Genomic DNA, 22,546 nt, shown 5'->3' with positions numbered 1-22,546 from the left:
TCTTCTCCAGGTCGCTCTCGCCAGGTCCGGGGAGCGACGGAAGGCGTCGCCAAGACGCCGATCAACGCTGTTTGACTCTCCTTTGAGTCGCCGGGAAAGCTAAACTGTTTGCCGGGTCGTGCGGCAAAGAGTTGCATCCCTGCGTGGCCTTGCGGACCTGGGTCTTCGCAAGCAGAGTGATCATCAATCACTCACATGTTCGGGAGGGCGCATGCCCCAGATCATCGCCAACGGCATCCCCCTCGAATATGCGGTCTACGGCCCGGAGAAGGGCGAGGCGGTCCTGCTGATCATGGGCTTCGGGGCCCAGATGACCCGCTGGTCGCCGCAGTTCATCCGCGAGCTCACCAACCGGGGCTACCGCGTGATCGTCCACGACAACCGCGACGTCGGCCTTTCGCACCGGTTCGAGGAGCACGGCGAGCCGGACATGACGGCCATCTATACCGCCCTGATGAGCGGTCAGACGCCGGACGTGCCCTATCATCTGGCGGACATGGCCCGCGACAGCGTCGGCCTGCTCGAGGTCCTGGGCGTCGAGCGCGCCCACGTCGTCGGCGCCTCCATGGGCGGCATGATCGCGCAGTTGGTGGCCGCCAATCATCCGGAGAAGACCGCGTCGCTGGTCTCCATCATGTCCACCACCGGCAACCCAGCGGTCCCGCCGGCCAAGCCCGAGGCCATGGCGGCCCTCACCAAGCCGGGCGTCGACCCGGCGGTGGATATGGACAAGCATGTCTGGAGCGGGCTGGAGAGCCACAAGGTGATCGGAAGTCCCGGTTACCCGACCCCGGACGAAATCCTGATCGAGCGGATCCGCGCCGACGCGCGGCGCGCCTACTATCCGGTGGGTCGCGCGCGCCAGATGGCCGCCGTTGTCGCCTGCGGCGACCGTCGTCCGCTGCTGGCCGCGATCACCGCGCCTACCGTGGTGATCCATGGCGAGGCCGATCCGCTGGTGCCGGTGGAGGGTGGCCGGGACACCGCCGCCTCCATCCCTGGGGCGGAGCTGCACACCATCCCCGGCATGGGCCACGACCTGCCGCACCAGCTCATCCCGCGCATCGCCGACCTGATCGAGCGGGCCACCGCGCGGGCGCGGGAGAGCGCCTAGGCGGCGGCGGGCCTGGCGCCTGCCAGGCGGTCCAGCAGGGCGAATGCCGGCCAGAAGAGCACCAGCAGAACCAAGGCTACGGCGTTGGCGGCGTGGACCAGGAGCATCGGCGCCCAATGGTCGAAGAACGGATCGTGGGTTTCTTGCTCAAGAACTTCGAGGGTCATGGTCATCTCCTGCAGACGAACCGGCGGGAACAACGCAGGTCCGCCTGAGCCCAGCGCAAGAGCAGGGCCAGCCAGGGCACCGGCACATTCCCGGGGCGGTGAATCTTCAGAGGTTCGACATATCCTGCTGGGCGAGTTCGCCGTCAGCGCGGCGAACCGGCCACTTCCTCTCGCATCGTATTGGCACACGCCAACCTTGACTGAACCAGAACGGCTTTCGCGCGCTATAGTCAGCAATCAGGGGAGTCGAGAGATGCGCGATCTGCGGCAGGCCTTTTACGGAATGGCCATCGCCACCGTGGCGGGGCTGGTCATCGGCGGCGTCTCCAAACCCGACATCCGCGAAATGACCGATCTCGACGGCCCGCAGTTGCTCTCGGGGACGTCAGGTGAGCGGCTCGGACCCGGCATCCGGCAAGACGCCACTTGGACCAGCTATGGCGGTCAGGTCCCGGACTACGTCATCGGCACCGACTGGACCCAGCCTGCCTATCCGGTGGAGATGGCCCAGGCCGAACCCGAGCCCGAACCTGAGCCGGCGCGCGTGGTCGACGAAGCCCCCCCCGTCCGCATGGCCCCGGTGAAGTACGTGTCTGAGGTCGCGCCCGCCCCCTCCTATCCGTCCCTGGGCGGCGATATCCTCGCCGGGCTGCAGGCCGCCGCCCCCACGCCCACGCCCGAAGCGGCGCCCGACGAAGCCGGGACGCCGCCGGCCTAACCCCCTCGCCTTTCCGCGCGTCCGCCTCTAGACGGATGCGCATGACGACAGACGCCGTTCAGATCATCGCCCGAGGCCCCCGCGCCGTCGCCGAAGCCGCCGCCGAGGCCATCGACGCCGACCCCATGCTGGAGAGCGCCACCTACTCCATCCTGGAGGAGGACGAGGATCACGACGTCTGGCGCATCGACGCCTTCCCCACCTCCGACGACGAGGTGGAGGGCCTGACCACGACCCTCTCGGCCTATCCCGAACTCAAGGTGCTGGTGGAGAAGCTGGCCGACGCCGACTGGCTGGCCATGGCGCTGTCGGGCCTGCCGCCCGTGCGCGCCGGCCGCTTCTTCGTCTACGGCGCCCACGACAAGGGCCGCGCCCCGGTCAACGCCGTCAACCTGCGGATCGAGGCGGGCGCCGCATTCGGCACCGGCCACCACGGCACCACCGTCGGCTGCCTGCAGGCCTATCATGACCTGCTGAAGGCGCACCGCTACGAGCGCGTCCTGGACGTCGGGGCCGGCACCGGAGTGCTGGCGATCGCCGCGGCGCGCACCGGTACGCCGATCGCGGTGGGCACCGACATCGACGCCCCTTCGGTCCGCATCGCCGGAGAAAACGCCCTGCTCAACAAGGCCAAGGTGCGATTCCTGCACGCCTCCGGGCTGGGCCACGCCTCGGTGCGGGAAAAGGCGCCCTACGACCTGGTGTTCGCCAACATCCTGGCCCCGCCCCTGGTGGCCCTGTCCCACGACATCAAGTTGGCCTTGAGGCCGGGCGGCGTCGCGATCCTTTCGGGCCTGCTGCGCACCCAGGAGCGCCGCGTCCTTGCGGCCTACCGGTCCAAGGGCTTCACCCTGGTCCGCCGCATCCACCGCGACGCCTGGGCGACCCTGGTGATCAAGCGGAACTAGGAACCGCCCTCACGGATCGGCGTTTTCAAGCGCGACGGTGGTCTTCACCACCGATTTCGAGGACGCACCCATGAGCAATCCCAACGACCCCTACGTCGAACGCACCGTCGTCGAGCAGCCGGCCACGGTTCGCACCGAATACTCCGCCGCCCCCGCCGCCCGCGGCTCGGGCGCCGCCGGTTGGTGGATCGCCGCCCTGGTGGCCGTGGTCGCCATCGTCGGCCTGGTCTTCATGTTCAACAACAACTCCACCTCGACCGACCTGCAGGCCGCCACCGATGCGGGCCGTAGTCAGGCGATGATGGAGACGGCCACGGCCCAGGCGCAGTCCGCGGCTCAGGCCGCCAGCGAAGCCTCGGCCAACGCCGCCTCCAGCATGGCCGCCTCGACCCAGGCCGCCGCCGACAGCGCCCGTAACGCCGCCGACCGCACCGCCGAGGCGGCGCAGGATACGGCCGCCGCCGCGTCCGACGCTGCTCAGGAAGCCACCGACGCGCCCCAGTAGGCGTAGGGAGGGGCGGTCAGACGATCTGTGTGACCGCCCCGTCCAATCCCATCAGGCCAAGCTCCACCTCCATATGAGGGTGTTTCGTCGTGACCTGGGACCGCAGGGCGTAGAGCTGCTTCACATGGCTCCTGAATTCGGTCTCGGCGTCCTTCACCGCACCCTCCCCCAGCACCAGCTTGTAGGCGCCGCAGTCGCGGTGATCGATGACCATCAGGCGATGCACCTGGTGTAGCTGCACCGCCAGGTCCAGGTGGGTCCAGAACACCTCGTTCCATACCGGGTACTTGTCGTTCAGGGCGCCCAGCGACGCTCCGGCCAGCACCACATGATCGAATTTGTGCTTCAGGCCACGGGCCGTCATGTAGTCGTCGATCTCGCTGTTCAGACGATAGTCCATGCAGGTGAGCAGCAGGGCCTCGCAGTGGCCGGCCGCCCGCGAGACGCCCGGCTTGAGACCGCTGTTCAGGAGAACCCCGCCCCCCAGCGCCATGGCGCCCATGACGCCCCGACGGGAAAGCTGGGGCCAATTGGCATGCTTGGAACAACAGGTCATGGCGGTCTCCGATCGCTTCAGGCTGCACCTTGCCGCGCGACCATTAACCAACCCCCACCGTCAAGCTCAGGCGACGATGGGACGAGCCTCCAGGGCCGCGATCCAGTGTCGCAGGCGCGCCTTGAGCCAGTCCTCCCTGCCGATTGGGGTGAGGTCCTCCTCCAGGCCTTCGACCACGGCATAGACAAAGGCGGCCTGACCGTGCGCCTTCCACGCCGCCTGCAGGGTTGCGTTGCGGTGCGAGCCGAGACGCAGGCTCATCAAGGCGGAATTGGCGGCCCCGTCCAGGTTACGGCTCATGCCGATCCAGGCCTCGCCGGTCGGCTCGCAGCGCAGGCTGAAGATTCCCACAGGGACCTTCCGCTCCTTGTATTCCCGGGCGATGTCTCGGCGGCGTTGCTTGTCCACGGCCTGATCCTCGGCGACAGCGCGTCAGGGTGAAGCGGACGCCGGTTCACCCTTCCGACCCGCTCTACATTCTTGAGTTGGAGGCGGGCCTTGTAGCGCACGGGCCCGCCTCCGTCAATTTCTACCCGGATATTATTCTTCGTTGGCCGCCCGCCATTCCTCGGCCAGCAGGGCGTAGACATAGCTGTCGCGCCAACCGTCATTGGCCTTGGTGTCCTTCAGCAGATGGCCCTCCCGGCGCATGCCCACCTTCTCCATGATCGCATAGGAGCCATGGTTGCGGGCGTCGCAGGTGGCCCAGATGCGGTGATGGCCCAGTTCCGTGAAGGCGATCCGCGCCAGGGCCTTGGCGGCCTCCGTACCATAGCCCTGCCCCCAGGCGTCGCGGCTGTAGCAGTAACCGAATGAGCTATTGTCAGTGTTGGCGTCGTGCAGGGACACGACCCCGATCATCGCGCCGGTGGCCTTCACCTCCACCGCCAGGTCCAGTTGCTCGCGCGGCCAGGCTTTCTGGCGTTCCAGATTGCGGTCCAGCACCTCGCGAGTGACCTCCGGCGTGTTGGGGCCCCAGGTCATGTAGCGAACGACCTCGGGGTCGGTGGCGTAGGCGTGGATGGGGTCGAAGTCCGCCTCGTGGAAATCGCGCAGCAGCAATCGCTCGGTTTCGATGGGTAGCCAGGGCGGGGTGGTGGTCATGGGAACGCTCCGATTTGAAAGAGATCGGACGGGTTCTCTGGTCTGTCGGACCCCGGCCGATGTTGGCGGGGTCTGGTTCGAGGCGGCCCTGGCTTAGGGCGTGCGCGTCCGAACGACCCCGATGGGACCGTTGGAATTGGAGCAAGCGAGGGCCTGGGCGCGAACCATGGGCAGTTTGTAGCCGAGCTTGCCGCCAAACCGCAAGCTTGGGCCCTTTGCGAGCCCCCGCCGAACGGCTTACATGCGCCCATGCGCCAGACCTTCGAAGAAACCACCGACCGCTCCTTCGGGCCCCGCCACGTCCCCCTGATCCGCCAGGCCATGGCCGCTCAGGGTCTGGACGGCTTCCTCGTGCCGCACGAGGACGAGCATCAGAACGAATATCTGCCGGAGGCCAACGACCGGCTGGCCTGGGCCACCGGCTTCACCGGCTCGGCCGGCGCGGCGGTGATCCTGAAGGACAAGGCCGCGGTCTTTGTTGACGGCCGCTACACCCTGCAGGTCCGCGACCAGGTCGACGAAGCCACCTTCGAGATCCGTGACCTGGTGGAGGGCGGCGTCCCGGCCTACCTCGAGACCGCCGCGGGCCCCGGTCAGGTGGTGGGCTACGACCCCCGCCTGCACAGCCCCGACGCCCTCGACCGCCTGAAGGCGGCCATCGCGCGGGCCGGCGCGCAGCTGAAGCCTGTCGCCGCCAATCCGCTGGACCAGGCCTGGGGCGCCGAGCGTCCCGCCCAGCCTATCGCCCCCGTGGTCGCTCAGCCCCTGGCGTATTCCGGCGAGGACTCCGCCGACAAGCGCGCCCGTATTGGCAAGGCGCTCGCGGCCCGGGGCGCTGACGCCACCGTGCTGACCGCCCCCTCCTCCATCGCCTGGCTGTTCAACGTCCGGGGCGGCGACGTCATCCGCTCGCCCCTGCCGCTCGCCCAGGCCATCCTCAACAAGGACGGCACGGCGCGCCTGTTCCTCGATCCCGCCAAGGTCACCGCCGAGCTGCCGGCCTGGCTCGGAAACCAGGTCACCCTGGAAACCCCCGACGACCTGCCCGGCGCGCTCGTCGACCTCAAGGGCAAGCGGGTCCTGGTGGATCCCGGCCTCTCCTCGGCCTGGTACTTCGAGGCGCTTTCCGAGGCGGGCGCCGAGGTCGTGCGCGGCGAGGATCCCTGCGCCCTGCCCCGCGCCGCCAAGAACCAGGTCGAGATCGCCGGGACCACCGAGGCCCACGCCCGCGACGGCGTGGCGCTCGCCCGCTTCCTCCACTGGCTGGCCACAGAGGCCCAGACCAGCCTGCCCGACGAGGTGGAGGTGGTCAGCAGGCTGGAGGGCTTCCGCCAAGAGACCGGGGCGATGAAGGACCTCTCCTTCGACACCATCGCCGGGGCGGCCTCCAATGGCGCCATCGTCCACTATCGCCCCACCACGCGGCTGAACAAGCAGACCGTGTCAGGCTCCCTGCTGCTGGTGGATTCCGGCGCCCAGTACCTGGACGGGACCACCGACGTCACCCGCACGGTGGCCATCGGCGAACCCAGCCAGGAGATGCGGGAGCGCTTCACCCTGGTGCTCAAGGGTCACCTGGCCCTGGCCGCCATTCGCTTCCCGGCCGGAACCACGGGCTCGGCGTTGGACATCCTGGCCCGCGCGCCGCTCTGGGCCCGGGGCCTCGACTACGACCACGGCACCGGCCACGGGGTGGGCTCCTATCTCGGCGTGCACGAGGGCCCGCAGCGCATCTCCAAACTGCCCAACTTCGTGGCCCTGCAGCCCGGCATGATCCTGTCCAACGAGCCCGGCTACTACAAGGAAGGCGCCTACGGCATCCGCATCGAGAACCTGCAGTATGTGACCGAGGCCGCCCCCATCGCTGGCGGCGAGCGCCCCATGCTGGGCTTCGAAACCCTGACCCTGGCCCCCATCGACCGTCGCCTGATCGAGGTGTCCCTGCTGACCCCTGAAGAGCGCACCCAGATGGACGCCTACCACGCCCGCGTCCTGAAGGTGGTCGGGCCCCGCGTCCCCGCCGAGGTGAGGACCTGGATGGAGGAGGCCTGCGCGCCGCTCTAGGTGGTCCGCATCCAGAACGAGGCGCCATAGAGATCGAGACCGCTGAGCGGCCCCTTCCGCAGCAGGCCCTCGGCCTGGGCGCGCAGCGCGGGATCGCGGCCGATGAACCAGCAGGGGAATAGGATCTCGAAGCGGTCCGGCCCGAACAGCAGGGCCGTAGCCAGCAGGTACTGCTCGTTCCACAGCCGCCACAGGTGGCCGCTGAGATAGTCGTCGGGCAGGTAGATGTCGTGGATGTGGACGATCACCCCGGGCTTCAGGCGCGGCAGGATCTCCAGGAAGAACACCGTGACGTCCGAGCCTTGGAAACTGCGGTGCGAGGAGTCCAGGAACAGGATGTCGCCCGCCTCCAGGCCCGCGAACATCGTCAGGTCCACCCGTTCCAGCGGCTGTCGGATCACCCGGTCGCACAGTCTGTCGACCTCGCTGCGCGGCTCCGGATCGATGGAGGCCAGCTTGGTGCGCAGGCCATAGGTCTGCACGGCCCGGCGCGCGAACTTGGTGGAAAGGCCCGAGCCAATCTCCATGAACCGCTGTGGATTGTGCCGCCGAAGCATCTGGGTCAGCGCCATGCCGTCCAAGGCCGGAAACCAGCTGTTCAGCCAGAAGGGCGTCGGGTCGTCATAGCTTCCCCCCAGGGGGATCTGCGCGAAGTCGGCCTGGATCTCTCCCAACTCGGTGAGGAACGCCTCGTACCGCCCTCGCCCTGCGCCGATCTGGGCGGCAAGCTCCGGATGCGACGGGCGGCCCGAGCCGTAGCGGACCGTGGCGGTATAGGGGTAGTCCACCATCGTGAAGCTGTGGACCAGGCGGTCGGGGGACAGCGAGAGCTGGGCCAGGGGCGGCAGGGAGACGGCCTCCGGGTCGGTCCCCATCAGGCCTACCGCGCGCGCGTGGGCCTGGGCGGCGGCCTCGCCCTCACCCACCTCCCGCAGCACGACCGAGAGGTCCCACCAGCCGATCTGGACGTCGGGCGCCAGGGCCGTGGCGGCCTGCAGGCGTTCCAGGGCCGTGCGGCTGTCCCCCAGCTTGTGCTTGGTGACGCCGGTCAGTCGCAGGGCCACGGCATGGTCGGGCGCCCTGACCACCACCCGGTCGAAGATCAGTTCCGCCAGGTTCAGCATGTGCTCGCGCAGCCGCTGCAGGCCGATCTTGAGCTCTTCCTCAATGGTGGGCGGCGCCTCGGGCATCAGCCCGCCACCAGGGCCAGCCATTCGTCCTCGGTGATCACCTCGATGCCCAGGTCCGTGGCGACCTTCAGCTTGGAACCCGCGCCCGGCCCGGCGACCACCAGGTCGGTCTTCTTGGAGACCGAGCCGGAGACCTTGGCCCCGAGCCCCTCGGCCTGCGCCTTGGCCTCGTCGCGGGTCATCTTTTCCAGCGCGCCGGTGAAGACGATGGTCTTGCCGGCCACGGCGGTGTCGGTCTTGGGTCTGGCGACCGCCTGCACCTCCCGCAGTTCTGAGGCCAGGTTGGCCACCATGTCGCGGTTGTGCGGCTCGCCGAAGAACTCGGCGATCATCCGGGCGGCCACCACGCCGACGGCGTCCACCGTGGCGAGCTCCAGAAAGTCGTCGCCAGGCCCCTGCCCCGCCGCCTTGGTCACCGCGGCCTCGAAGCTCGCCCAGTCGCCGAACAGGTCGATCAAGGCCTGCCGCGCCCGGCTGTTGATCCTGGGGATCGAGAGCCGCAGCCGCTCGTCCATCGAGGCCTCGGCCGGGATCAGCGACGTGGGCTTTGTCCGCGCCCAGGCGATAATGGCCTCAAGCGCCGTGGGGCCCACGCCGTCCAGGGTGGAGAGCGCCAGGTAGTCAGCACCTGGCCGTTGCGCCGCCGCCGCCTGCCCGGCGGCGATGAAGGCCTCGACGGTCTCGTAGTGCCGCGCCAGGGCGAGCGACGTCGTCTCGCCGATATGCCGGATACCCAGGCCGAAGATGAACCGGTCCAGCGGGATATGCCGACGCGCGTCGATCCCGGCCACCAGGTTGGTGATGCTGGTCTCGCCATAGCCGTCGCTGCCCCGCAGCTCGGCCAGGCGTTCCTCGTCACGGGCCAGGCGGAAAATGTCGGCGGGCTCGCGCATCCAGCCGCGCTCATAGAAGGCGGTGAGCTGCTTCTCGCCCAGCCCCTCGATGTCGAAGGCCCGGCGGCTGACGAAATGGCGCAGGTGTTCGATGCGCTGGAAAGGACAGGCGAACTCGCCGGTGCAGCGCCGCACCACGGTCTCGGCGCCCGACGCCGTGGTCTCGCGGGCCAGCGGCGTGCGCAGCGGACAGGGGCAGTGGGTTGGATACTCAAAGGGAACGGCGTCGGTGGGACGCTCGGCCAGCACCGCCTCCACCACCTGGGGGATCACGTCGCCGGCGCGCTGGATGACCACGGTGTCGCCGACCCGCAGGTCCTTGCGCGCGATCTCGTCGGCGTTGTGCAGGGTGGCGTTGACCACCACCACGCCGCCCACCGTGACCGGGCGTAGCCTGGCCACCGGTGTCACGGCGCCTGTCCGCCCCACCTGCAGGTCGATGGCCTCCAGCACGGTCCGCGCCCGTTCCGCAGGGAATTTCCGGGCGATCGCCCAGCGCGGCGTCCGGGTGATGAAGCCCAGCCGCGCCTGCCAGTCCAGGCGGTCGGCCTTGTAGACCACCCCGTCGATGTCGAAGGCGAGCTTGGGCCGCGCGGCCTCCATCTCGCGATAGGCGGCCAGCAGGCCTTCGCGACCCACCACCCGCTGCGACTGCGGCGTGGTCTGGAAGCCCCAGGCCTTCAGCTTGGCGAGGGCCTCCCACTGCGTCTCAGCAAACGGCTCACTGATCAGGCCCCAGGCATAGGCGAAGAACCGCAGGGGCCGGGTCGCCGTGATCTTCGGATCGATCTGGCGCAGGGAGCCGGCCGCGGCGTTGCGCGGATTGGCGTAGGTCTTCTGCCCCGCCGCCTCGGCGCTGGCGTTGAGGGCCGCGAAACCGTCGTGGCCGAGATAGACCTCGCCCCGCACCTCGATGACATCGGGCCATCCTGAGCCCTTCAGCCGGTGGGGAATGTCCGCCACTGTCCGCAGGTTCTGGGTGACGTCTTCCCCGACCCGGCCGTCGCCCCGGGTCGCGCCTTGGACCAGCACGCCCTTCTCGTAACGCAGGGAGGCCGACAGCCCGTCGATCTTGGGCTCGGCGGTATAGGCGATGGGCTCGGCGTCCGCCCGGAGGAACCGCCGCACCCGGGCGTCGAACTCCACGGCCTCCTCGTCGGAGAAGGCGTTGTCGAGGCTCAGCATGGGCACGCCATGCTCGACGGGCGAGAACTGCTCGGCCCGCGCGGCGCCGACCCGCAGCGACGGGGAGTTCTCGCGGATCAGCTCCGGGAACCGCGCCTCGATCTCCAGGTTTCGGCGCTTCAGGGCGTCGTATTCGGCGTCCGAGATCGTCGGCGCGTCCTGCTGGTGATAGGCGAGGTCGTGCCTCGACAGCTCATCGGCAAGCTTGGTCAGCTCCTCGACGGCCTCGACCTCGTCGAGATCAGCGACCGGTTTGGCGGTCTCAAGCATGCATCAGCGCCCGGGCGGCGGCCCGGGCCGCGTCGGTGATGTGTGCGCCGGCCAGCATGCGGGCGATCTCTTCTTCGCGGTCGGTGGGCGAAAGGGTCTCCACGGCGGTGCGCAGGCGCTCCCCATCCCCGGCCTTGGCGATCCGCCAGTGGGCGTCAGCGCGAGCGGCGACCTGGGGCGAGTGCGTCACGACCAGCACCTGGGCGTCGGCGGCCAGGCGGCGCAGGCGCAGGCCCACAGCGTCGGCCACGGCGCCGCCCACCCCCTGGTCCACCTCGTCGAAGATCATCAGCGGCTGCACGCCCTCGGCGCGGCCAGCCAGGGCGGCCTTCAGCGCCAGGGCGAAACGCGCCAGCTCGCCGCCCGATGCGATGGCCCCCAGGTCCCCGAACGGCGCGCCGGGATTGGTGGCGATCTCAAAGGCCACGCGATCGGTCCCGGTCGGTCCCGCGCGGTCCTCGGCCAGGGTCTCGACGGCCACCTGGAAGCGGGCCTTGTCCAGTTTCAGCGGCGGCAGCTCGCTCATGACGGCAGCAGCCAAGCGCTCACCCGCCGCGCGGCGGGAAGCCGAGAGCTTCTGCGCCTCGGCCATGTAGGCGGCGCGGGCCTGGGCGACGGCGGCGTCGGCGGCCTTCAGGTCGTCCTCGCTGGATTCCATCGCCCGCAGCCGCTCGGCGAAGCGGACACGCAGGGTGGGCAATTCCTCGACCGAGACCTGCAGCTTGCGCGCCATGCCGCGCAGTTCGAACAGCCGCTCCTCGGCCTTCTCAAGCCGGTCGGGGCGGAAGTCGAAGGCCTCGGCGGCCGCGTCCACGGCGGCCTCGGCCTCCTGGGCCTCGCCGAACACCCGGTCGATGGCCGCGCTGGCGGCGGTCAGGCGGCTGACGGCGGGCCCGTCCTCGGCGGCGCCGGCCTGGACAGCCCGGGCCCGCGCATGCTCCACGGCGCGAACAGCGGCCGCCAGCTTGCTGCTCAGGCCCTCGAAGGCGCCCCGCGCGTCATTGATGTCGGTAATGGCCTTTTCGGCCGCGCCCAGTATGGCGCGCTCCTCGGCCAGGGCCGTCTCCTCCCCCGCCTGGGGGGCGAGGCGGTCCAGTTCGGAGAGCCGCAGGGTCAGTTCCTCGGCGTCGGCGGCGGCGCGGTCCACCGCCTCGCGCAATTCGTCGGCCTTGGCGCGCGCGTCGCGCCAGGCGGCCCAGCGGTCGCCCACGGTCCTGGCCAGCGGCCGAAGGGAGCCATAGGCGTCCAGCAGCGGCCGGTGGGTCCGGGCGTCCAGCAAGCCGACGGTCTCGTGCTGGCCGTGCACCTCCAGCAGATGCTGACCCAGCTCCTTCAGGACTCCCACGCTGGTGGCCTGGTCATTGACGAAGGCGCGGCTGCGACCATCGACGGACAGGGTCCGGCGCAGCACCAGATCCTCGTCGCGGGCATAGGCAAGCCCCTTGTCCTCCAGAACCTCCCAGACAGGGTGGTCCAGGGGCGGGGCGAAGACGGCCGAGGCCATGGCCTGGCTGGCGCCCTGGCGCACGAGGCCCGCGTCAGCGCGCGCGCCCGTCGCCAGGCCGAGCGCGTCGAGGATGATCGACTTGCCTGCTCCGGTCTCGCCGGTAAGCGCCGTCAGGCCCGGCCCGATGGACAGGTCCAGGGCCTCGATGAGCACGACGTCGCGGATCCAAAGCCCGATCAACATGGCCGGCAAGATCGCCTGGAATCAGGCCCGCTGGAAGGGATCAGTTCGCCTTAGGTTCTTCAATCGGAGCAGACGGCGGCTTGATGGTCGCGGCCTTGTCCTTGCGGAACGGCAGGTTGCGCAACAGGCCGCCCTTCTTGCCCGTGGGCTCGATCGCGGGACGCAGGCCCCGGTCGGTCAGCAGCTTGTAGGCATCGCCGTACCAGGCGTCGCCCGGATAGTTGAAGCCCAGCACCGCGCCGTTGCGCTTGGCCTCTTCGGCCAGGCCCAGGGTCAGATAAGCCTCCACCAGGCGGTAGAGGGCCTCTGGAGCGTGGCTGGTGGTCTGATAGCGGTCGATCACCGCCCGAAAACGACCCAGGGCCGCGATGGTGTCGCCCTGGCGCAGGTACCAGCGGCCGATGGTCATTTCCTTGCCGGCCAGCTGGTCGTTGACCATGTCGATCTTGAGGCGGGCGTCGGCGGCATATTCGGTGCGCGGGTAGCGCTGAACCACTTCCTGCAGGTTGGCCAGCGCCTGGCCCGTGGCGGCCTGGTCGCGGCCCACGTCGACGATCTGCTCGAAATAGCAGATGGCCTTCAGGTAGTGGGCGTAAGTCGCCGCCGGGTTGCCGGGATACAGCGAGATGAAGCGGTCGGCGTCGCCGATGGCCTCGGCATAGTTGTTGGCTTGATAGTGGGCGTAGGCGGTCATCAAGATCGCCCGGCGCGACCACTCCGAATAGGGGTGCTGACGCTCCACCTCCTGGAAGTAGTCGACAGCCTGGTTCCAGAGGCCGCGATCCAGACGGTCGGCGCCTGTGGCGTAGAGCAGCTCCACCGGGCGCTCTTCATAGACCAGCTTGGGCCGCTTGGATTTGCCGGCGCAGCCGGCCAAGGCCACGGCGACGATGCAGGCGACAAGCGCCGGGCGACCCCAGGAATTGCGAAGCAAGGACACCGTCACCTCAAACAGACCAAATGCGCGGCCCCGCGCTGCGAGTCCTCGCTTCTACACCACGCTCGGCGAGGCGCAAACGGAAGGGAGGCGAGGACGCAGGGAACCACCCGACGACGGCCCAGCTAAAGCTCGAGATTGTCGAAAGAGAGGCGGGCCGAAGGGGAGTCAGACCGCCTGGGCCAGATTGTCCACCAGGCTGCGATAGCGCCAGGCCTGGGGCTGCGCCACCAGGGCGCGGACCACGGCGTTGTTGATGCCGTGACCGGCCAGCACGCCCTCGAAACGGCCGAGGATCGGCGCGCCCAGCACGAACAGGTCGCCGATGGCGTCCAGGGCCTTATGGCGCACGAACTCGTCCGGACGGCGCAAGCCCTCAGGGTTGAGGATGCGGTCGCCCTCAATGACGACGACGTTCTCCATGGAGCCGCCACGGGCCAGGCCCATGGCGCGCAGGGCCTCGACCTCGTGCAGGAAGCCAAAGGTGCGGCAGTTGGCCAGTTCGCTGCGGAAGGCGCGCTCGTTCATCGGCAGGTCGACTCGCTGGCGGCCGATGGCCTTGGAGTCGAACGCGATCTCGAAGGCGACTTCGAATTCGTCGGCGGGGCTGAGGGTGGCGCGCTTGTCGCCGTCCACGACCTCGACGGTGTCCAGGATCTCGATATAGCGGCGCGGGGCGTCCTGCCCCCGGCGGCCCGCGCGGTCGAGGATCTCGACGAAGGGCAGCGAGGAGCCGTCCATGATCGGCATCTCGGGGCCGTCCAGTTCGACGACGGCGTTGTCGATGTTCAGCATCACCAGGGCGGCCATCAGGTGCTCGATGGTGGCCACGGTGACGTCGGCGGCGTTGGTGATCACAGTGCCCAGTTGGGTCTTGCAGACCGCCTCGGCGCTGACCGGCACGCGGTTGTCGCGATCGGTCACGTCTGTGCGGACGAAGACAATGCCGGTGTTGGCGGACGCAGGGCGAACCGAGACGCGGGTGTGAGCGCCGGTATGCACGCCGACCCCGGCGAAGATCGCCGGGCCCTGCAGGGTGTGTTGAAACGCGGATGCGGCCAAGACCGGAGCCCTCTTTGAGTCGAAGCCGGGCCGGAAGTGGCCACGATACGCCTCAGATGCCCTTTTACGGTTATGCTGCGGCGCCGCAAGACACGTCCTGTTTCCGAATGTTTCGATTCTCGAGGTCGGGATTTATTAGCGGAATCAAGACCTAGGCCCCCTCGCCTCACACGCGAAATAGCGGCCCCCAACGCAACAAGGCCGGGGGTGAGCCCGGCCTTGCGCAAAGATCGACTGCGGATCGCCTAGTTGGCGAGACGTCGCAGGAAGGACGGGATTTCCAGGTCTTCCTGGCCCTCGACCTGTTCCTGCGGGGCTGGAGCCTCAGCGGGTTGGGCGCCGCCGCGGGCGGCGGGACGGGCCGCCGGCGCGGGCGCCGGGGCGTCGTAGCGCGGACGGCTGCCGAACAGGCTCAGAAAGCCGCCGCTGCGTTGCGGGCGGCGATCCTCGAAGGCCGCGTCGGCGAACAGCGGCTCATCCTCGTCGTCAGCCACGGACGGATCGACGATCCGGGTCATGGGCGGAGCGGGCGGAGGCGCGGCGGCCTGAGTGATCTGCGGCTCGACCCGAACCGGCGCGGGGGCCGGGGTGGGCGCGGGAGCCGCGGCGTAGAGATCGCCCTGGGCCTCCAGGTCCTCGTCGAAGCTGGCCTTGGGAGCTGGCGTCGGCGCGGGCGCGGGAGCCGCGGCGACCGGGGCGCGATAGACCGGAGCCTCATAGCGGGGCGCCGGAGCCTGGGCGGCCGGGGTGGCGTAGATCGAACGCACCGGTTCGGGCGCGGGAACGGGCGGCGGCGTATAGGGCTGGTGCGCCTGCTCGGTGGCGCGCAGCGGCGGCGCGGTCAGGGGACGACGCTCGACCTTGGGCTCGATGGCCGCGATCGAGGCGCCGTCCATGCCGGTGGCCACGACGGAGACGCGGATCATGCCTTCGAGGGTCGGGTCGAAGGCCGCGCCGAAGATGATGTTGCCCTCGGGATCGACCTGCTCGGAGATGGCGTTGGCCGCCTCGTCGACTTCCAGCAGGGTCATGTCGAGGCCGCCGGTGACGTTGACCAGCACGGCCTTGGCGCCCTTGAGCGAGACTTCGTCCAGCAGCGGGTTCTGGATGGCGTTCTGGGCGGCCATCAGGGCGCGGTCCTCGCCCGACGCCTCGCCGGTGCCCATCATCGCCTTGCCCATCTCGGTCATGACCGTGCGGACGTCGGCGAAGTCGAGGTTGATCAGGCCGGGCAGCACCATCAGGTCGGTGATGGAGCGGACGCCGGAGTGCAGGACCTGATCGGCCATGCCGAAGGCTTCGGCGAAGGTGGTCCGCTCGTTGGCGACCCGGAACAGGTTCTGGTTCGGAATGACGATCAGGGTGTCGACATAGCGTTGCAGCTCGCTGATCCCGGCGTCGGCCAGGCGCATGCGGTGACGGCCCTCGAAGTGGAAGGGCTTGGTGACCACGCCCACCGTCAGGATGCCCCGCTCGCGGGCGCACTTGGCGATGATCGGCGCGGCCCCGGTGCCGGTGCCGCCGCCCATGCCAGCGGTGATGAAGACCATGTGGGCGCCGTCGAGGTGCTCACCGATCTCGGGGATGGACTCCTCGGCCGCGCTCATCCCGACTTCCGGGTGGGCCCCGGCCCCGAGGCCCTGGGTCACCTGGACGCCCAGTTGGATGCGCCGGTCGGTCTTGGAGAACGACAGCTGCTGGGCGTCGGTGTTGGCGACGACGAACTCGACGCCCTCCAGCCCAGCTTCGATCATGTTGTTGACGGCGTTACCGCCTGCCCCACCGATGCCGAATACAACGATGCGCGGCTTCAACTCGGTCGCGCGCGGCGCGGAAAGTGCAATAGCCATTGGGACCTCTACGTCCTCCGTCATTCATTCTGGGAGACAAGGCGACCCGCCCGCCAGGCTCCCTCGACGGATGGCGTTAAGGAAACGCCTACCATCGTTAATTGGCGGTTAACTGCATAAGGCGAGTCGGAGGTCCGTCGAGCCGCTAACCAAGCTAAATTTGTTGGCGCGTAAGGCTTAGGTGCGTTTTGCCAACCCGAACTGCGACACCCTGACTCACGAATTTCGTCAAGACGCTGATCACATTCAAAGAACAGGAACGCCACTCAACTGAGTCGAATGTGAGTCGACAGGGGCTGACGAGTCACCTTGAGGTCAAAAAGCCAAGTTGAGGCGGCCACAGCTTCAGCATGAACCTGTGGATGAACCGGCCGGATCGGAGGGCTAGAGGTTCTCGCGCAGCCAGGCGGCGGCCTTGGCCACAGGGTTGGCGCCCGGGTCCACCGGATCGCGGCGCAGCTTGGCCGAGGCGAGCGCCTTGGCCGAGACCGCCTCGCGAGGACCGAAGGCGTGACGGTGCAGGACCCCGGCCGCCGCGCAGAAGGCGGGACCCGAGGCGGCGTCTGCCAGGTGCGGCACGCGGCGCGGACGGCCCAGGCGTACCGGGCGGTCGAAGACACGCACGGCGACTTCCCGGACGCCGGCCAGCTGGCTCGCGCCGCCGGTGAGCACCAGGCCCGCGCCAGGCTCGACAGGCGCGCCCGAGGCCTTCAGTCGGTCGCGCAGCAGTTCCAGGGTCTCTTCGACCCTGGGGGCGATAATGCCCTTCAACAGGGAGCGAGGTGCGATCACCGGGCCCGCGCCCGGATCGTCGCCGCGCGGCGGCGCCTCGATCATCTCGCGGTCCTCGTTGGCCGAGGCGATGGCCGAGCCATGCAGGGTCTTTATCCGCTCGGCGCCGGCGATGGAGGTGGAAAGCCCACGCGCGATGTCGGCGGTCACGTGGCTGCCGCCGACGGGCAGGGTCTCAACGTGGACCAGGCTGCCGCCGGAGAAGACGGCCGCCGAGGTCGAGCCGCCGCCCATGTCGATGCAGACGGCGCCCAGGTCCATCTCGTCCTCCTCCAGGGCCGCCAGGGCCGACACGAAGGGGGCGGCGACCACGCCGTCGAATTGCAGGTGAGCCCGCTCCACGCAGGCCCCCAGGGTCTGGAACACCGCCTCGGAGACCGAAACCACGAGCAGCTCCACCGCCAGGACGCGACCGAACATGGCCCGCGGATCGCGGATGCCCGACTGGCTGTCCACGGCCCAGGCGACGGGCAGGATGTGGGCGGCGCGGCGGCCGGGAAGCTTGATCTGGGCCAGGGCCGCCTGGATGGCGCGCACCAGGTCATGGTCGGAGATGGCGCGCGCACCGAGGGTGACGCGGCCGGAAATGCGATGACTGGTGAGCGCGCCGCCGCCCGTGGCGACCGTGACGCCCTGCACCTGGACGCCGGCGACGTTCTCGGCCCGCTCGACGGCCTGGGCGATGGCGTCCGACGCCTCGTCCAGATTGACGATCGCCCCGCCGCGCACGCCGCGCGACTGCACATAGCCGACGCCGGCCGCGGTCAGGGTGCGGTCGGAACGACGCACGCCGTCATGCTTCATGATGAAGCAGCTCACCTTGGACGCGCCAAGGTCCACCGCGGCGATCACCGGCTGGCGGCCAAGCGCGGCCTTCAGCCCCTCGCGGCTCTCCTTGCGGTCCTCAACACGGGTCACCAACGGGTCCGCCCTCTTCTTCCTCAAACGCCGTTCGCGACGAGTTGCCCGGGAAGGGCCCCGTCGCGCGGCCGCACCGCCACCACGCTCGGATCACGCAGATCGATCCGCTCGAAACCCAGTTCCAGGATGCGCTGGCTCTGATCCAGCTGCTCCAGTTTTATCAGGGCGCCGTCTTCGTCCACCGCCGGCAATTGCACCAGCGAGCCGTCCTTCAGCCGCAGGTCCCAGCGGCGGTTGTCCACCCGCACCAGGGCCTCGATCCGCTCCATCAGGCGCGGGCGGGCCGCGACCTCCGGCAGGATCTGGGCGGCGTATTCATTGGCCCCCTCGCCGACGATCAACGGCAGGGTGGGAAACTTGTCGGACCGGGCCTCGGGGATGATCCGGCCATGGTCGTCGATCACGTGGCTCTGGCCGCCGTGCTGCCAGACGGCCAGCTGCCTGCGCTCCACCACCGCCAGCACCAGGGTGTCTGGGAGCAGGCGCACGATGCGGGCTTCCTTGACCCAGCCGACGGCCTCGACGCGCTGCCGCAGGGCCTCAAGGTCCAGGCCCAGCAGCGGCTGATCCTTGTAGACCCCGGCGGCGGCCAGGATGTCGGCGGTGGCCATGGCCGAGGCGCCCTGGACGTGGACGGCCTTCAGCCGGAAGCCGAGGTGAGCGAACTGCCCACCCACCGCGCCGCTGATCGCCTCGGAAGCCTTGTGGGCGCGGTCGCCGGTGGCCAGGGTCGCGATCAGGACGATGGCCAGCACGCCGCCAGCGGCCATCAGGGCGTGTTGCGGGGAGAGGCCGACGTTGCGGGCGGCGCCCAGCTTCGCGGGGGCGTACCCCGCAGGCGCCTTGGCCTGGGAGCGAGACTTGGAGCCAGCGGGCTTTCTAGCCCGGGGTTTCGCCGAAACTCGCGATCCCCCCCGCAGCACCGCGGGCATAAGCGTCCTCCGTGATCCAAAGCACCAGGTTGTCAAAGTCCACGCCCTTCATGGCCGCCTGCTCGGGGACGAGCGAAGTCGGCGTCATGCCGGGCTGTGTGTTGACCTCCAGAAGGACCAGAATGTCGTTAATGTCGTCATAACGAAGATCAGATCGGGTAACCCCGCGACAACCGAGCGCAGCGTGGGCGCGCTCGGCCAACTCCATGGCTTTCTCCAGGGTTTTCAAGGGAATCTGGGCCGGCAGGATGTGCTCAGACCCCCCATCCCCGTACTTGGCCTCGTAATCATAGAAGCCCGATCTGGGCACAATGTCGGTGACGGTCAGGGCCTTGCCGTCCATCACGGCCACGGCGAGCTCCTTGCCGCGGATATAGGGCTCGATCATCACCTCTTCGCCGAAGGTCCATTCGGGCGAGACGATCTCCTGGGGCGGCCGGTTGGCGCCGTCCAGGACGATGAAGACGCCGACCGAGGACCCCTCTGCGTTGGGTTTCACGACATAGGGTGGCGTCATGACGTGCTCAGCGGCGGCCTCGAAGCGGTTGAACAGCCCTCCGCCCGGGACGGTCACGCCGGCGGCGGCCAACACCGCCTTTGACTTGGCCTTGTCCATGGCGAGCGCCGAGGCCAGCACGCCGGAGTGGGTGTAGGGCAGGTTCAGGGTCTCCAGCACCCCCTGGACGCAGCCGTCCTCCCCCCACTCGCCGTGCAGGGCGTTGAAGCAGACGTCCGGCTTCAACCTGGTCAGCACCTGGGCCAGGTCACGCCCGGCGTCGACGCGGGTGACCTTGGCGCCCAGGCGCTCCAGGGCGTCGCCGCACTCACGGCCGGAGACCAGGCTCACATCGCGTTCAGAGGAAAGGCCGCCAAGCAGCAGGGCCACATGGCGGCCGGAAAGGGGTTGGCTCACTTGGCCTCCGTGGCGAGCTTGCGGAAATCGATATCGCTGTCGGCGACGGTGTAGAGGAAGGCCGTCCAGACCGCCACGTTCTGGGCCAGCGCCTTGGGATCGACCTTGTCCAGGGTGTCGTCCTGCGAGTGGTGCAGGTCGAAATAGCGGCTGGCGTCCTGGCGCAGGTCCACCACCGGGGCGCCGAGACGCACCATGGGTCCCACGTCCGCCCCGCCCGACCGGCCGTCGGTGCGGGAGATGATCACCTTCAGGGGCGCGACGGCCTTGGCGAAGGCCACCATCTGCGGCGTGGCGCGGCTGCCCTTGGGCAGGTCGGCCGACCAGATGGCCCCGGCCCCGCTGTCGCTTTCGCCGACCAGCACCACCTTGCCGATCTCGTCCTTGTGGGCCGCGGCGTAGGCCGTGCCGCTGCCGCCCTGCTCCTCCGATCCGAACATGACGACTCGGATGGTGCGGCGCGGGCCCTTGGGCAGGCCGGCGATGACCTTGGCCGCGCCGGTCATGATGGCCACGCCCGCCGCGTCGTCCACGGCGCCCGTGCCCACGTCCCAGCTGTCCAGGTGGCCGCCGATCACCAGCACCTCGTCGGGCTTCTCGCGGCCCACGATCTCGCCGGAGATGTTCCAGGCCTGGGCCTTGGGGTTGAAGCTCGAGGCCATCTCCAGCCGCACCTTCACCGGCTTGCCGCGGGCCGCCATGCGGTCCAGCAGCTCGGCGTCGACGGTGGAGAGGGCGGCCGAGGGGATGCCGGCCGGCGCCGCCCCCCCGGTGTGCGGAAGGCGGGTGTCGTCGGTGGACAGCGAGCGGACCAGATAGGCCACCGCCCCCCGCTTGGCCGCCTCGACCGCCCCATAGGTGCGCTGGGCGTTGACCCCGCCATAGCCTGAGCCGTCCTGGGTCCGGGTCATCGGCTGGGTGACCACGGCGATCTTGCCGGTGAGCGACCCCACGGGCTGGGCCAGCAGGTCGGCATAGGTGGAGAAGACCGCGATCTGGGCCTCCAGCCCGCCCGGCGGCGTGGGGGACGAACCGCCCAGGCCCAGGATGTGCAGGGGCTGCGGCCAGGGCGAGATCACCGAGGCGCTCTCAGCCCCGCGCGACCAGGCCGAGGTCTCGAAGCTCTCGACCTTCACATTGGCAAAGCCCAGGCGCTTGAAGGTCTCGACGCTCCAGTCCTTGGCCCGGGTCATGGCCGGCGAGCCCACCGGGCGCGCCCCGACCTCGGTGGTCAGGCTCTCCAGGACATCCCACGCGGTGGGGTCGGTGAGCGCCTTGTCGCGCAGCGCCGCGGCGGTGGTCGCCAGGTCGGCGGCCTGGGCCGGGAGGGCGGTGAGCAGGGCGGCGCAGGCGGCCGCGATCAGCAGTCTTTTCATCCTTCGGCGGTGCGACAGCTGGGGCGGAGAGTCAAGCCAGGCCCCCTCGTTTCACCTGTCGGTCGCCGCGGATGGAAGACAAGGCCCTTCACGCGCCCCGCACGGGCCGCGAGGCGTTGCAGCGCAAGGTGTTGCGCACTTGGCGGCCGCCCCACGAAGGCCGACATGTGACCGTCGAGGTCCCGTGCGTCTAGGTCAGGGCGGCCGCGATCGCCGCCCGGAAGGCCGCGGCCACCGGCGCCACCAGGTCGCCCGAGACGCAGCGCAGATCATCACCGGCGGTGTGGAAGTAGCGATGGCCGCCATACTGGCCGATCGCCGGGGCGTAGCCCGCCTCGATCACGTTCACCAGTTCGCCCCCGGCGTGGGCCCGGTCGGCGGGATAGACGGCCTCCAGGCCACTGATCCCCTGGAAGGCCGCGCGCACCGCGTCGATCACCTCCGGCGTGGCGGTCAGCACCCGCTGGGGGTCGGCGCTGGGCAGGGGCCGCAGCCGGCCGCCGAACTCGTGCCAGTCGCGCGCCGCCGCGCTGGCGCCGATATGGACCCACATCCGCGTGGCGGACGGCCTGGGCGCGCGGTGCTCGAGATACTGCTCGCCGCCAAGATAGATGTACTCGTGGCCGCTGGTGGCGACGAACTCCAGGTTCACGCCCGGCGCGGCGGCCGCCAGGCCGTGGGCCAGGGACAGCCAGACCGCCAGGCCCGACCCCCGCTCGGCCACGCAGCTGTGCCAGCCCGAGCGGGGCGTGGTGACGATCAGGGTCTTGGGCGCGCCACGGTCGAGGCGGGCGATCAGGTTGAAGGCCGGCCGCCGACCGGACGCGGCGTCGACGATGAGCGTGGCGCCCTGCCCCTGCCGGGCCGCCGCCACGAAGGGCTCGGCGTCCTTGGGGGCCAGGACGGCGACGGGCTTGCCGAAGCCCGGCGCGGTGGCGCTGACGTTCAGGGCCACGGCCTCCCCCGTCGGCCCGGTGGTCACCAGCACCGCCGCGGCCGCGCCACGGCTGAAGGCGTCGGTGAGGGCGCGCGAGACCGCCGGCTCCGCCAGGCTCACCCAGCGCCGGAACGGCAGGACGATCAGCGCGATCGCTCCGTCCAGCCCGCCGTCCGAGGACGCCAGCCGCAGCGGCGCGGACAGTCCGCCGGGACCGGTGGGGATCACCAGGGCCTGGGGAAACACCGTCGCCTGGTGGGCGCCCACCGTGAGCGTCGCCGTCCGCACCTCGGCGTAGGGGACCTCGAAGGCCTGGCGTTCGCAGCCATAGCCCAGCCCGGCGAGCTCGGCCTCGAGCCAGGCGCCGCAGGCGGTGTCGCCCGGCCCGCCTGAAGCCTTCCCCCCGAAGCCCGCGTAGCGCTCCAGCACCGCCTGGAACCAGGCCAGATCGGAAGAGCACAC

The 22,546-nt window shown here is 69.7% G+C and carries 20 protein-coding genes; 5 read left to right on the top strand and 15 right to left on the bottom strand.

The window, feature by feature from the left end; all coding sequences use genetic code 11:
- The first annotated feature begins 211 nt into the window (after window positions 1-211).
- Window positions 212-1,114 carry an alpha/beta fold hydrolase gene (locus OCL97_RS18330; protein ID WP_377371261.1) on the top strand — a complete coding sequence of 301 codons (903 nt, stop codon included), beginning with the start codon at window positions 212-214 and terminating at the stop codon, window positions 1,112-1,114.
- Here the strand turns inward: OCL97_RS18330 and OCL97_RS18325 are convergent.
- Complete coding sequence (locus OCL97_RS18325) at window positions 1,111-1,281, bottom strand: hypothetical protein (RefSeq protein WP_377371260.1); 171 nt, start codon at window positions 1,279-1,281, stop codon at window positions 1,111-1,113. The genes OCL97_RS18330 and OCL97_RS18325 overlap by 4 nt on opposite strands.
- A 253-nt stretch (window positions 1,282-1,534) precedes the next feature.
- On the opposite strand from OCL97_RS18325, the gene OCL97_RS18320 reads away from it, so the two are divergent.
- The 3 genes from OCL97_RS18320 (at window position 1,535) to OCL97_RS18310 (ending at window position 3,412) form a co-directional block, all read left to right on the top strand.
- The gene (locus OCL97_RS18320) at window positions 1,535-1,999 is read left to right on the top strand and encodes a hypothetical protein (RefSeq protein ID WP_377371259.1); all 465 of its coding nucleotides are present in this window, start codon (window positions 1,535-1,537) and stop codon (window positions 1,997-1,999) included.
- Window positions 2,000-2,040: 41 nt separating this feature from the next.
- Window positions 2,041-2,907: a 50S ribosomal protein L11 methyltransferase gene (locus tag OCL97_RS18315; protein WP_377371258.1), complete on the top strand. Its 867-nt coding sequence runs from the start codon at window positions 2,041-2,043 to the stop codon at window positions 2,905-2,907.
- A gap of 70 nt (window positions 2,908-2,977) precedes the next feature.
- A complete protein-coding gene (locus OCL97_RS18310; protein ID WP_304775141.1) occupies window positions 2,978-3,412 on the top strand; it encodes a hypothetical protein in 435 nt (144 codons plus the stop codon).
- A gap of 16 nt (window positions 3,413-3,428) precedes the next feature.
- On the opposite strand, the gene OCL97_RS18305 is transcribed toward OCL97_RS18310, so the two are convergent.
- From OCL97_RS18305 to OCL97_RS18295, 3 genes are all read right to left on the bottom strand, one after another.
- The gene (locus OCL97_RS18305) at window positions 3,429-3,968 is read right to left on the bottom strand and encodes a carbonic anhydrase (protein ID WP_304775139.1); all 540 of its coding nucleotides are present in this window, start codon (window positions 3,966-3,968) and stop codon (window positions 3,429-3,431) included.
- Window positions 3,969-4,034: 66 nt separating this feature from the next.
- Window positions 4,035-4,376, bottom strand: a complete 342-nt coding sequence (locus OCL97_RS18300) for a GIY-YIG nuclease family protein (protein WP_377371257.1) — start codon at window positions 4,374-4,376, stop codon at window positions 4,035-4,037.
- Between the two features lie 132 nt (window positions 4,377-4,508).
- On the bottom strand, window positions 4,509-5,072 hold the full coding sequence (locus tag OCL97_RS18295) for a GNAT family N-acetyltransferase (RefSeq protein WP_377371256.1): 564 nt from the start codon (window positions 5,070-5,072) through the stop codon (window positions 4,509-4,511).
- A gap of 249 nt (window positions 5,073-5,321) precedes the next feature.
- Here OCL97_RS18295 and OCL97_RS18290 point away from each other — a divergent pair, with 249 nt between their 5' ends.
- A complete protein-coding gene (locus OCL97_RS18290; protein WP_377371255.1) occupies window positions 5,322-7,136 on the top strand; it encodes an aminopeptidase P family protein in 1,815 nt (604 codons plus the stop codon).
- Here the strand turns inward: OCL97_RS18290 and OCL97_RS18285 are convergent.
- From OCL97_RS18285 to OCL97_RS18235, 11 genes are all read right to left on the bottom strand, one after another.
- Window positions 7,133-8,350, bottom strand: a complete 1,218-nt coding sequence (locus OCL97_RS18285) for a class I SAM-dependent methyltransferase (RefSeq protein WP_377371254.1) — start codon at window positions 8,348-8,350, stop codon at window positions 7,133-7,135. The two genes, OCL97_RS18290 and OCL97_RS18285, sit on opposite strands and share 4 nt — an antisense overlap.
- Window positions 8,326-10,674 carry an NAD-dependent DNA ligase LigA gene (gene ligA / locus OCL97_RS18280; protein ID WP_377371253.1) on the bottom strand — a complete coding sequence of 783 codons (2,349 nt, stop codon included), beginning with the start codon at window positions 10,672-10,674 and terminating at the stop codon, window positions 8,326-8,328. Before ligA ends, OCL97_RS18285 begins: the two co-directional genes overlap by 25 nt.
- On the bottom strand, window positions 10,667-12,364 hold the full coding sequence (recN, locus tag OCL97_RS18275) for a DNA repair protein RecN (RefSeq protein ID WP_377371252.1): 1,698 nt from the start codon (window positions 12,362-12,364) through the stop codon (window positions 10,667-10,669). Before recN ends, ligA begins: the two co-directional genes overlap by 8 nt.
- Window positions 12,365-12,404: 40 nt before the next feature.
- A complete protein-coding gene (locus OCL97_RS18270; RefSeq protein WP_377371250.1) occupies window positions 12,405-13,310 on the bottom strand; it encodes an outer membrane protein assembly factor BamD in 906 nt (301 codons plus the stop codon).
- A gap of 159 nt (window positions 13,311-13,469) precedes the next feature.
- The gene (lpxC, locus tag OCL97_RS18265; protein ID WP_377371249.1) at window positions 13,470-14,363 is read right to left on the bottom strand and encodes a UDP-3-O-acyl-N-acetylglucosamine deacetylase; all 894 of its coding nucleotides are present in this window, start codon (window positions 14,361-14,363) and stop codon (window positions 13,470-13,472) included.
- A gap of 245 nt (window positions 14,364-14,608) precedes the next feature.
- The gene (ftsZ, locus tag OCL97_RS18260; RefSeq protein ID WP_377371248.1) at window positions 14,609-16,213 is read right to left on the bottom strand and encodes a cell division protein FtsZ; all 1,605 of its coding nucleotides are present in this window, start codon (window positions 16,211-16,213) and stop codon (window positions 14,609-14,611) included.
- A gap of 384 nt (window positions 16,214-16,597) precedes the next feature.
- Window positions 16,598-17,923 (bottom strand): cell division protein FtsA, encoded by a 1,326-nt coding sequence (ftsA, locus tag OCL97_RS18255; protein ID WP_304775116.1) that lies wholly within the window; start codon window positions 17,921-17,923, stop codon window positions 16,598-16,600.
- A 23-nt stretch (window positions 17,924-17,946) separates the two neighbouring features.
- The gene (locus tag OCL97_RS18250; RefSeq protein WP_304775114.1) at window positions 17,947-18,858 is read right to left on the bottom strand and encodes a cell division protein FtsQ/DivIB; all 912 of its coding nucleotides are present in this window, start codon (window positions 18,856-18,858) and stop codon (window positions 17,947-17,949) included.
- On the bottom strand, window positions 18,806-19,771 hold the full coding sequence (locus OCL97_RS18245; protein ID WP_377371247.1) for a D-alanine--D-alanine ligase: 966 nt from the start codon (window positions 19,769-19,771) through the stop codon (window positions 18,806-18,808). Before OCL97_RS18245 ends, OCL97_RS18250 begins: the two co-directional genes overlap by 53 nt.
- A complete protein-coding gene (locus tag OCL97_RS18240) occupies window positions 19,768-21,147 on the bottom strand; it encodes a M20/M25/M40 family metallo-hydrolase (protein ID WP_377371246.1) in 1,380 nt (459 codons plus the stop codon). The genes OCL97_RS18245 and OCL97_RS18240 overlap by 4 nt, the downstream gene beginning before the upstream one ends.
- A gap of 190 nt (window positions 21,148-21,337) precedes the next feature.
- Window positions 21,338-22,546, bottom strand: a 1,209-nt coding sequence (locus OCL97_RS18235) for a hypothetical protein (RefSeq protein ID WP_377371245.1), incomplete at its 5' end; no start/stop codon positions are given.

The sequence above is a fragment of the Phenylobacterium ferrooxidans genome (genome assembly GCF_042714595.1).
In the GTDB taxonomy this organism is placed as follows: Bacteria; Pseudomonadota; Alphaproteobacteria; order Caulobacterales; family Caulobacteraceae; genus Phenylobacterium; species Phenylobacterium ferrooxidans.
The sequence above is the reverse complement of the archived record's forward strand: the minus strand, read 5'-3'. Positions and strand labels throughout refer to the sequence as shown.